Consider the following 12,106-nt stretch of genomic DNA (forward strand, 5'->3'; position numbering starts at 1 on the left):
GCTTAGTCGTTCTCTTTCTGAATCTGAGCCCACTTCTCTTCGACGTCGTTGATGCCACCGACGTTGAAGAATGCCTGCTCGGCGACGTGGTCGAAGTCACCGTTGGCGATCGCCGTGAACGACTCGATGGTGTCCTTCAGTGGAACCGTGGAGCCCTCAACACCGGTGAACTTCTTCGCCATGTAGGTGTTCTGGGAAAGGAACTGCTGAATACGACGGGCACGGGAAACCGTGACCTTGTCTTCTTCAGACAGCTCGTCAACACCGAGGATCGCGATGATCTCCTGGAGTTCCTTGTTCTTCTGCAGAATGGCCTTCACGCGAACGGCCGTGTTGTAGTGATCGGCACCCAGGTAGCGGGGGTCGAGGATACGGCTGGTCGAGGTGAGCGGGTCGACGGCCGGGTAGAGGCCCTTCGACGCGATTTCACGCGACAGCTCGGTCGTGGCGTCGAGGTGGGCGAACGTGGTCGCCGGAGCCGGGTCGGTGTAGTCGTCGGCAGGAACGTAGATCGCCTGAAGGGAGGTGATCGAGTGGCCACGCGTGGACGTGATGCGCTCCTGCAGGATGCCCATTTCGTCGGCGAGGTTCGGCTGGTAACCCACGGCGGACGGCATACGGCCGAGCAGTGTGGAGACCTCTGAACCGGCCTGCGTGAAGCGGAAGATGTTGTCGATGAAGAGCAACACGTCCTGCTTCTCGACATCGCGGAAATACTCCGCCATGGTGAGGGCAGAGAGCGCGACGCGCAGACGCGTTCCCGGCGGCTCGTCCATCTGGCCGAAGACCAGTGCGGTCTTGTCGAAGACGCCGGCTTCTTCCATCTCGGCGATGAGGTCGTTGCCCTCACGGGTACGCTCACCGACTCCGGCGAATACCGAAACTCCACCGTGGTCCTGCGCAACGCGCTGGATCATTTCCTGGATCAGAACGGTCTTGCCGACACCGGCACCACCGAACAGGCCGATCTTTCCGCCGAGAACATACGGCGTCAGAAGGTCGATGACCTTGATACCGGTCTCGAACAGCTGAGTCTTCGACTCGAGCTGGTCGAAGGGCGGCGGCTTGCGGTGGATGGGCCAGCGCTCCGTGATCTCGATCTTCTCGCCCGGCTTGGCGTTCAGCACATCGCCGATGACGTTGAAGACCTTGCCCTTGGTGACGTTTCCGACCGGAACCGTGATGGGGCTGCCGGTGTCGCGCACTTCCTGGCCGCGGACAAGTCCGTCGGTCGGGTTGAGTGCGATGGCACGAACCAGGTCGTCGCCGAGGTGCAGGGCAACCTCGAGGGTGATCTCGTTCGACTCGTCGCCGATGGTGATCGTGGTCTTCAGGGCGTTGTAGATGCCGGGGATCGAGTCATGCGGAAACTCGATGTCGACAACAGGGCCCGTGACACGGGCGATGCGGCCAACAGAGCCGGCCGTATCCTCCGCGCGGACTGGCGCGGTTGCGGTGTCAGTCATTGCTCTCTCTTCTCTGGTTACTTCTTGGCGGATGAGAGCGCATCGGCTCCACCCACGATCTCGGAAATCTGCTGGGTGATCTCGGACTGCCGCGCGTTGTTCGACAACCGCGTGTAGTCCGTGATCAGCTTGTCGGCGTTGTCGCTGGCCGACTTCATCGCCTTCTGACGGCTCGCGTGCTCGGACGCCGCCGACTGCAACATGGCGTTGAACAGACGACTCTCGATGTAGACCGGGAGGAGGCTGTCCAGAACCGTTTCCACGTCGGGTTCGAACTCGTAGAGCGGAAGAACCGTGTTGTTGCCCGGTTCTTCCACACCCTCGACGACCTCGAGCGGAAGCAGTCGAACGACTTCGGGAACCTGGGTAACCATGCTCACGAAGCGGTTGTAGACGATGTGAATCTCATCGACGCCGCCATCGGAGTAGTCCGTGAGGAACGACTCGAGCAGGGCCTCGCCGATTTCCTTGGCCGTTTCGAACTGCGGCTGATCGGTGCCGCCGGTCCAGACTCGCTCAGACGCGCGGCCCCGAAACGTGAAGTAGGCGATGGCCTTACGGCCCACCAAGAAGTAGACGATGTCTTTGCCCTGGCCGCGCAGCAGCTCACTGAGCGACTCCGCTTCACGCAGAACCTGCGAGCTGAACGCACCGGCCAGGCCACGGTCGGAGGCGAAGATAACGACCGCTGCGCGCTCGATCTTCTCCGGCTCCGTTGTGAGCACGTGCTCGACGTTCGAGTACGTGGCCACGGCCGAAACGGCACGAGTCACTGCACGCGAGTACGGGGTTGACGCAGCGACCCGCGCCTGCGCTTTCTGGATGCGCGAGGCGGAGATTAGCTCCATGGCCCGAGTGATCTTCTTGGTCGTCTGGGCAGACTTGATCTTCTGCCGGTAGACGCGAAGTTGCGCTCCCATGTGTCTGCTTCCTTGTCTTTCAGTTTGATGAGATCAGTGGCACCGCAAGTCGAAAAGCGACTAGCGGCGGTGCTTGACGATCTTTTCCTGGTTGACGTCTTCGGCGGCGATGGCCTCAAACTTCTCTTTGCCAACCGAGGCGAGCGGCTTGCCCTCGCCGGTCTGGAACTCGAGCTTGAACTTGTCGACACCCGCGGTCAGAGCGGCAACGGTCTCGTCGGAGAGAACGTTGGTCTCGCGCAGGTTCTTCAGGATCTCGGTATTGCGACCGAGGAAGTCGAGCAGCTCGCGCTCGAAACGCAGCACGTCGGGAACCGGAACTTCGTCGAGCTTGCCGTTGATGCCGGCCCAGATCGAGACAACCTGGTCCTCAACGGGGTACGGCGAGTACTGCGGCTGACGCAGAAGTTCGGTTAGACGAGCGCCGCGAGCGAGCTGACGGCGGCTGGCCGCGTCGAGGTCGGAGGCGAACATCGCGAAGGCTTCGAGCGAGCGATACTGAGCGAGCTCAAGCTTGAGCGTTCCAGACACCTTCTTGATCGACTTGACCTGCGCGTCGCCACCGACGCGGGAGACCGAGATACCCACGTCAACAGCGGGACGCTGGTTGGCGTTGAACAGGTCGGACTGCAGAAAGATCTGGCCGTCAGTGATCGAGATCACGTTGGTCGGAATGTAGGCGGCAACGTCGTTGGCCTTGGTCTCGATGATCGGAAGACCGGTCATCGAACCGGCGCCGAGGGCGTCGGACAGCTTGGCACAACGCTCGAGCAGACGGGAGTGCAGGTAGAACACGTCCCCGGGGTACGCTTCGCGTCCCGGCGGGCGACGCAGCAGCAGCGAAACGGCACGGTAAGCCTCGGCCTGCTTGGACAGGTCGTCGAATACGATGAGAACGTGCTTGCCGGCGTACATCCAGTGCTGGCCGATGGCCGAACCGGTGTACGGGGCGAGGTACTTGAAGCCAGCCGGGTCGGAAGCGGGGGCGGCGACGATGGTGGTGTACTCCATCGCTCCGGCATCCTCGAGCGCACCCTTCACCGAAGCGATGGTGGAGCCCTTCTGTCCGATGGCGACGTAGATGCAACGAACCTGCTTGTTCGTGTCACCGGACTCCCAGTTGGCCTTCTGGTTGATGATGGTGTCGATCGCGATCGCGGTCTTGCCGGTCTGGCGGTCACCGATAATGAGCTGACGCTGGCCGCGGCCGATCGGAATCATGGCGTCGATGGCCTTGATACCGGTCTGCATCGGCTCGTGCACGCTCTTACGGTGCATGACACCGGGGGCCTGCAGCTCGAGGGCACGACGGGCCTCGCTGACAATCTCGCCGAGACCATCGATCGGCGCGCCGAGCGGGTCGACGACGCGACCGAGGAAGGCGTCACCGACGGGAACGGACAGAACCTCGCCGGTGCGGTGCACCTCCATGCCCTCAACAACGCTGGCGAACTCGCCGAGGACGACGACGCCGATCTCATCTTCATCGAGGTTCTGGGCCAGGCCCAGGGTGCCGTCGGCGAATTTGATGAGCTCGTTGGCCATCACGCCGGGCAAGCCCTCAACGTGGGCGATACCGTCACCGGCCGTGGTGACGTAGCCGACCTCGGTCGTCGATGTCTTGTTCGGCTCATAGGACTTCACGAAGTCCTGGAGAGCGCCACGGATCTCATCGGGGCTGATCGTTAGTTCTGCCATCATCTTCCCTTTTCTGTACGGCTGTACAGGTTCTGTCTGTTCAAGACGCTGCCGCCCTGAATCTGGTACTGCGTGGTTTACGGTGCTGCTGGTTTTGCCGAACTGCGCAAAAATCAGCTGGCGAGCTGGAGTCTCAAATCGGCCAGGCGGGTTGCAATGCTGCCGTCGATAACCAGATCGCCGATCTGTACGCGTACTCCCCCGACCAGAGCCGGGTCAACGACCTGGTTGATGGTGAGTGCACGCCCATGGCGTTCCTGGAGGCTCTTGCGCAGACGGTCGAGCTGGGCGGGCGTCAAAACGCTCGCCGAAGTGATGGTGGCAATCGACGTTCCGGCTTGGTCGGCGACAACGGATGCCGCCTGCCGCAGCAATTCGCCGATGCGACGGCCGCGAGGCTGCTGCACCAGGTGGCGAACGATTGCGAGCGTCTGACCGGACACCTTGCCGGCCAGGAGCTTTTCAACGAGGGCGGCTTTGGCGTCGATTTTGCCAAGCTTGCTGGCCAGGGCCAGTTCGAGCTCGGCGTCAGAGGAGACGGTCTTGCCGAAGGAGAACAGTTCGCCCTCGATCGACGTTTCGGTCGAAACAGACAGGGCGGATGCCCGAAGGCCCAGTTCTTCGATCCCAGCGAGCAGGTCGTCGTGGCTGGACCAGCGTTCGGCAACGGCTGCGGCGAGCAGATCCAGCGCCCGAGGCGTCACGCTCGCACCGAAGACGGCACGAACGAGGGTGACCTTGGCCGCAGCATCCGCTGATGCATCGCCAAGCGCCGACAGGAGTTGCGACGACGACCCGATCACTCGACCGGCGCCGAAGAGGCTTTCGCCCGTCGCCAGATCAGTCGTGCTGCCGGGGACGGACAGTGCCGCCCTCGATGTGGCGAGTGCTTCTCTGGTGGCGCTTCCCATTGGTTAGATCTTTCCTGCTACTGGCGCTTCGCTGGCTTCAAGTTCGGCCAGGAAACGATCGACAATGGCGCTGGCCTTGGCGTCGTCGGACAGGCTTTCCCCAATGACACCCGAGGCGAGGTCAATGGCGAGAGTGCCGACCTCACTGCGCAGGGAGACAACGGCGGCCTGGCGTTCGGCTTCGATCTGCGTCTTGGCACTGGCCGCGATGCGGCCGGCCTCGGCCGTGGCCGCTTCCTTGTGCTCAGCGACAATGCGCTGGCCATCGGTGCGGGCCTGGTCACGAATCTGACCGGCTTCGGCGCGAGCTTCAGCGAGCTGAGCCGTGTACTGCACGAGTGCAGCTTCGGCCTTGCGCTGGGCGTCGTCGGCTTTGGCGATGTTGCCTTCAATGGCTTCTGCACGATCGTCAAGAAGCTTCTGCATCTTGGGGAGCACAAGCTTCCAGAAGAAGAACAAAATCACGACAAAGCAGACCGCCGACCAAATAATGTCGTACGGCTCCGGGATGAGCGGGTTTGGCGCCGCTTCTTCCGTCGCGGCTGCAATTACTGCGTGAAGCATCATGCCTCCTAACTAAGTAGTGAAGAGGACTAGTTCGTGAAGATGAAGTAGGTCGCGATGCCGATGAAGGCGAGCGCCTCGGTGAAGGCGATACCGATGTACATCAGGACCTGCAGGCGGCCAGCCAGTTCAGGCTGACGTGCGACACCCTCAATGGTCTTGCCAACGACGATACCTACACCGATTGCCGGGCCGATGGCTGCGAGGCCATAACCGACGGTCGCGATGTTTCCGCTGATTTCCGCGAGAACGGTTGTTGCGTCCACGTGTGTTTCCTTCCGTAGTGGTGAATGCGGCGATCGCCGGATTCGTAAAGTGTCTAGTGTTCCTCAGCCAGCGCGAGCTGGATGTAGACGGCGGTGAGTAGGGCAAAAATGTAAGCCTGGAGGACGGCGATCAGCACTTCGAACAGCGTGAAGGCGAAGCCGAAGACGAGGGTGCCAGCACCGAAGAGCTTGAAACCACCATCGGCAGTGAAGAAGAAAAAATGCGTGGCGCTGAAGAACAGCACGAGCAGAAGGTGTCCGACGATCATGTTCATCATCAGTCGGAGAGTCAAGGTGACCGGCCGCACCAGGAACGTCGAGATAAATTCAATCGGCGTCACGATGATGTACAGGGCCGGCGGAACTCCGGGCGGGAAGAGCGAGTTACGGAAGAACTTGCCCGGGCTCTTCTTGATGCCGGCGTAGATGAAGGTTCCGTAGGAAATGACGCCTAGCAGCAGCGGAACCCCGATCACCGACGTACCGGCGATATTGAGGAACGGGATGATGCCCGTGATGTTCATGAACAACACCATGAAGAAGATGGTCGTCAGAAGCGGCAGAAAACGCTTGCCGTCTTTCTTACCGAGCAGGTCTTCGGCGATATTGACGCGAACGAAGTCGAGTCCCATTTCGGCCAGGCTCTGGCCGCGGGTCGGAATGATCTTCATGCGACGCGTACCAAGCCAGAACACCAGCATCAGGACCGCAACCGCGAGGAAGCGAATCAGGATGATGCGGTTAATCTCGAACGGAGTATCGGCGAAGAAGATTACATCGGGGAAGAACTCATTGATGGAGGGACCGTGGAATTCACCGTCGTCGGTGGCAGACGGGACCATCAGGTTTACGGCGATTTTTAGCAGCGCTTTCTCCTGTTTCGGGGCGGTGAGCTCTGCTCGCGCATCGACGAATATGGGCAGGTTCACTACGCTGTAAAGCATGTGCAAACCGGGGTTGGATCGGTGTTTACTCTAGCAAAGATCAGGCGCTGCGCCGAATCGAGAGCGGGATGGGTCGAGGCTTGGGTGCCAAGGTCAGTCGTCGATGGGTGCAGGGGGCAACGTGACGTCACTCGTATAGGGCATTCGACTCTTCATCACCACGACCGCATCGACCACGAGGGAGCCGATCACTCCGGCAATGATGCAGAAGAACAGCACCATTGGCTGAATCCAGGCGCGGTCCTGCAGCAGCACCAAAAGCACCAGGAAGACGACGAACTTGAGCAGCCAGCCGCCCATGATGATGCCAAAGAATCCACCGATGGCGGATTCGTTTCCGGCCACGCGGTTGGCCAGGAGAATACTGCCGGCCGTGATTCCCATGAAGGCGACCGACATGGCCGTTCCGATCAGAGCGCTGAGTACCCCGGTACCGCCGTCGACGACAAAGCCCACAATGGATCCGACCACCGCGATGGCCACGGCGACGTAGACGCCGTAGATCAGGATGCGACGCAGCACGGGGATCGAGGTGGGCTGGGTGGGGGCGGGCGTGTTGGTGCTGGTCATGCGTTCTCCTCGGCAGGCGTCGCCGCGGGGGCGGTCGCTCGTGTCGTTGCGGGGTCTGATAGTACGGGTGTGTCTGTGGTGTGCTGGGCCGCGACGTCGAGCGGGTCGAGTTGATTCAGAACGACCACCGGCAGCGGCGCCGACTGGCTGGCCCACTCGCCGGTCTTGCGGCGACCGAGCGGGGCGAGGGTGACGATGGTGCAGATCAGGAGCGAGGTCACCAGGAAGATGGTCGCGTAGCCGGTGGGAAGACCGAGGTAAACCGGCAGGATGTAGTAGAGCAGGCATCCGATGGATGCTGCGGCTGTCCACCCATAGAAGATCAGCACGGCATGCAGGTGGGAATGTCCCATATCGAGCAAGCGGTGGTGCAGGTGTTTTCGGTCGGCACTGAAGGGTGACTTGCCCGCGTGTACCCGGCGGAGGACGGCGAGCCCGAAGTCCAGCAGCGGGATGATCATGATCGCCAGGGGCAGCAGGAGGGGAATGAAGGCCGGGAACAGCTGCGAACGGTTGAGGGAGGTCAGGTCGATCTGCCCGGTGATGGCTATCGCGCTCGTGGCCATGAGCAGGCCTACCAGGAGCGCACCGGCGTCGCCCATGAACATCTTCGCTGGATGCCAGTTCAACGGCAGGAACCCCACACAGGCGCCGACCAGGATGGCAGCAATCAGCGAGGCGAGGTTGAAGTAGTTGGTCGGCGAGGTGTCACGCACGAGCAGGTAGCTGTACAGAAAGAAAACGCCGTTGGCGATGAGGGCGACGCCGGTGACGAGACCGTCGAGGCCATCGATGAAGTTGATCATGTTCATGACGACGACGATGGCGACGACCGTGACGACGATCGACGTCCAGCCGCTCCAGACCGTCAGTCCGCCGATCGGCAGGGAGTAGATCTGCACGCCCTGCCAGGCCACGAGCCCGGCGGCGATGAATTGGCCGGCGAGTTTCGTCATCCAGTCGAGGTCCCAGATGTCGTCGGCCACCCCGACCAGCACGATCAGCAGCGCTGCGCCGAGGATCGCGAGGATCTGCTGCGGGTCGGCAAAGACCAGGCGCAGCGGTGCGAATGCCCCGGCCGTGAGGTAGGCGATACCGAATGCGACCAGGATGCCGAGGAACATGGCGATTCCGCCGAGGCGCGGCGTCGGGCGGGTGTGTACGTCACGTTCCCGAATCTTCGGGTAGAGACGGTACTTGTGGCTGAGCTTGTAGACGACGATCGACAGCCCGAAGGTGACGATCGCCGAAACGAGCGCGAGCAGAATGAATACTGTCATGGGCTACCGGCTGGTATCCGTGTCGTCCTGGGAGGGTGCGGAGAGTGTGGGTGCAGCATCCGTTTCGCCTGCATCGGCGGGATCGACCGCTGCGTCGGGCGCCGCCTCCGGGGCCAGCAGTACGCCGATGACGTCGGAGATCGCGTCTCGGGAGATGACCCCGGAGCGCACGATGTGCAGCAGGCCGCCATTGGTCTCAAAGCCGGTCGCGTCGACGATGGTCGAGGAGCCCTCACCAGCCAGTCCGAAGGCGCTTGCATAGGTGTTGCCGGCCGTGCCGCCGTCGAGATAGACCTCAACGCTTTCGCCGAGGGCGGCCTCGGCGGAAAGCGCGTCGAGGGCGGCGGGCGCGCCGCTGAGGTTCGCGCTCGACACCGCGAGCGGGCCGGTTGCGGCGAGCAAGTCGAGCGCGACCTGGTTGCTCGGCATGCGCAGGGCGACGGTGCCGCGGGTTTCGCCGAGATCCCAGACCAGCGATGGCTGGGCATGGACGATGACGGTCAATCCGCCCGGCCAGAACGCCGCGACCAGGTCGCGTACGGGCTGCGGTACGTCGACGGCAAGGGCATCGAGGGTGCTGACGGTGGGAATCAGCACGGGCGGCGGCGACTGGCGCCCGCGCCCCTTCGCGTCCAGGAGCAGCTGTACGGCTTCGGCATTGAACGCGTCGGCGGCAACCCCGTAGACGGTGTCGGTGGGGATGACGACGAGGGCCCCTCGGCCGATCGCCGAGCACGCCAGTGCGATGGCCGCCTGGTATTTCGATTGGCTCGTGTCGGACTCGCCCGTGTCCGAGTCGCTCGTGCAGTCGTAGATACGTGTCATTTCCGGCAATTCTAACCCAGTGCGGTTGTGAGAAGCGGATTCCACGGCCACCGGTTGCGTCGCGCGTCGCTCAGGGGTGCAACGCCGTGGTCGCCCGGTCGCGACTCGTGTAGTCACGGTGGGTGGCCGGGGCGCGCCAACCGTCCGCGGCTAGCAGAGCCCGGATAGCCGTTCCCTGCAGTTCCCCGTGTTCGATCACGAGCACACCGCCCGGTCGCAGCAGGCGCAGGCCGGTCGCCGATACGCTTCGCACCACGTCGAGGCCGTCCGGACCACCGAACAGGGCGTGAGCCGGATCGAACAGGCGCACCTCGGGGTCGCGGGGAATCGCATCCGCTGGAATGTACGGGGGATTGGAAATGACGACGGCGACCGTGCCGTTGAGTTCGACGAAGGCGTCGGCGAGGTCACCGAAGGTGAGGGTGGCGTTGCGGGCAGCGACCTCGGCGAAGTTGCGAGAGGTCCACGGGTACGCTTCCACTGAGTTCTCGACGGCGAAGATACGGGCGTGCGGCACCTCGGTGGCCAGGGCCAGGGCGATGGCGCCACTGCCGGTGCCGAGGTCGACACCGATCGGCTCCGCGTCGGGCATCGATCGCAGCGCGTCGATGGCGAACTGGGCGACCTGTTCGGTTTCGGGGCGAGGCACGAAGACACCCGGTCCAACGTTGAGGGCCAGCGCCCGGAAGGGGGCGCGCCCTGTTATGTGCTGCAGGGGCTCGCGGGCGCTGCGGCGGGCCAGCAGGAGGTCGATGGTGGCTGCATCCGCTTTGCTGACGGGTTTAGCCAGGATGCTGGCGGCCTGCACTTCGCCGCGGCTTTGACCGAGCACGTGGCCGATCAGCAGGTCGGCGTCGACCTCCGGGTCGAGGATTCCGGCGGCGCCGAGCCGGGCAATGGCCTGGTTTCTCAGGGAAGTGACGGTGGCGGGCTGGGCAGAATCTGAAGAAGGCACGTAGTGAAATGTAACGCACCCGGCCGTTAGTGGCCGAGGGCCATAGGCTGGATAAGGCCCTACACACCATATTTTGCCGAAGATCACCGAATGAAAGTTGCTCACGTGCCCAAGATCTATTCCGACATCACCGAAGCCGTCGGTGGGACCCCCCTCGTCAAGCTGAACCGTTTGACCGCCGGGCTCGGCGCCACCGTTCTCGTCAAGCTCGAGTTCTACAACCCCTCCAGCAGCGTGAAGGACCGCATCGGCGTCGCCATCATCAACGCGGCCGAGAAGGATGGCTCGCTCAAGCCGGGCGGCACCATCGTTGAAGCGACCAGCGGCAACACGGGCATCGCCCTGGCCATGGTCGGCGCAGCCCGTGGCTACAACGTCATTCTGGCCATGCCGGAGACGATGAGCAAGGAACGTCGCGTCATGATGCGCGCTTACGGCGCCGAGATCGTGCTGACCTCCGGTGCCGACGGTATGCGCGGCGCGGTCGAGAAGGCCGCCGAGATCGTTTCCAACACCCCGGGCGCCGTTCTGGCCAGCCAGTTCACGAACCCGGCCAACCCGGCCATCCACCGCGCGACCACCGGCGTGGAGATCTGGAACGACACCGAGGGCACCGTCGACATTCTCGTCGCGGGCATCGGCACCGGCGGCACCATTTCCGGCACCGGCGGCTATCTCAAGGAGCAGAAGCCAGGCCTCAAGGTCGTCGGCGTCGAGCCGATTGACTCCCCCATTCTCTCCGGCGGCAAGCCCGGCCCGCACAAGATTCAGGGCCTCGGTGCGAACTTCGTGCCGGAAACTCTGGACCGTCAGGTCTACGACTCGATCACCGATGTCACCCTGGCCGACTCGCTCGCCACGGCGCGCAAGCTCGGCACCGATGAGGGCATCCTCGGCGGCATCTCCGGTGGCGCTGCCGTCTGGGCCGCGCTCGAGCAGGCAAAACTGCCCGAGAACAAGGGCAAGACCATCGTCGTCATCGTTCCCGGCTTCGGCGAACGGTACATCTCAACCGTGCTGTACGAAGACCTGCTCGACTAAGCCGTCAGCCCCTCCATGAATCCCCCAGAGTCAGTGAGCGTTTTCGGGCGCCTCCGCGAAGACATCGCGACGGCGCGCACCCACGACCCGGCCGCGCGCAGCAACACCGAGGTCTTCCTTGCCTACAGTGGGCTGCACGCGGTCTGGTCGTATCGGATCGCGAACCGTCTGTGGCGTCGTGGACTGCACCTGCTGGCCCGCCTCCTGTCTCAGGTGACCCGGTTTCTGACCGGAATTGAGATTCACCCGGGGGCAACCATCGGGCGTCGCCTGTTCATTGACCACGGCATGGGTGTCGTGATCGGTGAAACGGCGGTGCTCGGGAACGATGTGATGCTGTACCACGCGGTGACGCTGGGCGGCAAGAGCCGGCACGGGCATTCGCGCGGCGTGCGGCGGCATCCGTTTCTCGACGACGGAGTCACCGTGGGAGCTGGCGCCAAGGTCCTCGGCCCGATCACCATCGGTGCCTGGAGCACGATCGGCTCGAACGCGGTCGTAACCAAAGATGCCCCGCCGCGGTCGCTGCTCGTGGGGGTGCCGGCGACGATACGCCCGCAGACGCCCGCGACGGTCGAGTCCGCCCGCGGAGGCACCCTGGAGCCCGAGTACTACCTCTAGAATACGACCGGGCCCGGGCCCGGAAAGTAGGCCCATGTTCTATCG

The 12,106-nt window shown here is 63.2% G+C and carries 13 protein-coding genes; 2 read left to right on the top strand and 11 right to left on the bottom strand.

Features of this window, described 5'->3' with window-relative positions:
* Positions 1 to 2: 2 nt before the first annotated feature.
* The 11 genes from atpD to prmC form a co-directional block, all read right to left on the bottom strand.
* On the bottom strand, positions 3 to 1,466 hold the full coding sequence (atpD, locus tag CXY80_RS17370; RefSeq protein WP_092448745.1) for a F0F1 ATP synthase subunit beta: 1,464 nt from the start codon (positions 1,464 to 1,466) through the stop codon (positions 3 to 5).
* 17 nt (positions 1,467 to 1,483) lie between these two features.
* Positions 1,484 to 2,386 (bottom strand): F0F1 ATP synthase subunit gamma, encoded by a 903-nt coding sequence (locus tag CXY80_RS17375; protein WP_092448746.1) that lies wholly within the window; start codon positions 2,384 to 2,386, stop codon positions 1,484 to 1,486.
* A 60-nt stretch (positions 2,387 to 2,446) separates the two neighbouring features.
* Complete coding sequence (gene atpA / locus CXY80_RS17380) at positions 2,447 to 4,084, bottom strand: F0F1 ATP synthase subunit alpha (protein ID WP_092448969.1); 1,638 nt, start codon at positions 4,082 to 4,084, stop codon at positions 2,447 to 2,449.
* A 113-nt stretch (positions 4,085 to 4,197) separates the two neighbouring features.
* The gene (locus CXY80_RS17385; RefSeq protein WP_104133217.1) at positions 4,198 to 4,995 is read right to left on the bottom strand and encodes a F0F1 ATP synthase subunit delta; all 798 of its coding nucleotides are present in this window, start codon (positions 4,993 to 4,995) and stop codon (positions 4,198 to 4,200) included.
* 3 nt (positions 4,996 to 4,998) lie between these two features.
* On the bottom strand, positions 4,999 to 5,559 hold the full coding sequence (locus CXY80_RS17390) for a F0F1 ATP synthase subunit B (protein WP_092448970.1): 561 nt from the start codon (positions 5,557 to 5,559) through the stop codon (positions 4,999 to 5,001).
* Positions 5,560 to 5,588: 29 nt separating this feature from the next.
* Complete coding sequence (gene atpE, locus CXY80_RS17395; RefSeq protein ID WP_092448748.1) at positions 5,589 to 5,825, bottom strand: ATP synthase F0 subunit C; 237 nt, start codon at positions 5,823 to 5,825, stop codon at positions 5,589 to 5,591.
* Between the two features lie 53 nt (positions 5,826 to 5,878).
* On the bottom strand, positions 5,879 to 6,667 hold the full coding sequence (atpB, locus tag CXY80_RS17400; RefSeq protein WP_233195466.1) for a F0F1 ATP synthase subunit A: 789 nt from the start codon (positions 6,665 to 6,667) through the stop codon (positions 5,879 to 5,881).
* A gap of 195 nt (positions 6,668 to 6,862) precedes the next feature.
* The gene (locus CXY80_RS17405) at positions 6,863 to 7,339 is read right to left on the bottom strand and encodes a hypothetical protein (protein WP_092448750.1); all 477 of its coding nucleotides are present in this window, start codon (positions 7,337 to 7,339) and stop codon (positions 6,863 to 6,865) included.
* Positions 7,336 to 8,619, bottom strand: a complete 1,284-nt coding sequence (locus CXY80_RS17410) for an MraY family glycosyltransferase (RefSeq protein ID WP_092448751.1) — start codon at positions 8,617 to 8,619, stop codon at positions 7,336 to 7,338. The genes CXY80_RS17405 and CXY80_RS17410 overlap by 4 nt, the downstream gene beginning before the upstream one ends.
* Before the next feature lie 3 nt (positions 8,620 to 8,622).
* On the bottom strand, positions 8,623 to 9,444 hold the full coding sequence (locus CXY80_RS17415) for an L-threonylcarbamoyladenylate synthase (RefSeq protein WP_104133219.1): 822 nt from the start codon (positions 9,442 to 9,444) through the stop codon (positions 8,623 to 8,625).
* A 70-nt stretch (positions 9,445 to 9,514) separates the two neighbouring features.
* Positions 9,515 to 10,399, bottom strand: coding sequence for a peptide chain release factor N(5)-glutamine methyltransferase (gene prmC, locus CXY80_RS17420; RefSeq protein WP_092448753.1), 885 nt, complete (start codon positions 10,397 to 10,399; stop codon positions 9,515 to 9,517).
* 90 nt (positions 10,400 to 10,489) lie between these two features.
* Here prmC and cysK point away from each other — a divergent pair, with 90 nt between their 5' ends.
* Entirely contained in the window at positions 10,490 to 11,440 is a 951-nt protein-coding gene (cysK, locus tag CXY80_RS17425) for a cysteine synthase A (protein ID WP_104133220.1), read from the top strand.
* Between the two features lie 15 nt (positions 11,441 to 11,455).
* Positions 11,456 to 12,061, top strand: coding sequence for a serine O-acetyltransferase EpsC (epsC, locus tag CXY80_RS17430; RefSeq protein WP_198415516.1), 606 nt, complete (start codon positions 11,456 to 11,458; stop codon positions 12,059 to 12,061).
* The last annotated feature ends 45 nt before the right edge of the window (positions 12,062 to 12,106 follow it).

Source organism: Cryobacterium sp. M91, assembly GCF_002929615.1.
Taxonomy (GTDB): domain Bacteria; phylum Actinomycetota; class Actinomycetes; order Actinomycetales; family Microbacteriaceae; genus Cryobacterium; species Cryobacterium levicorallinum.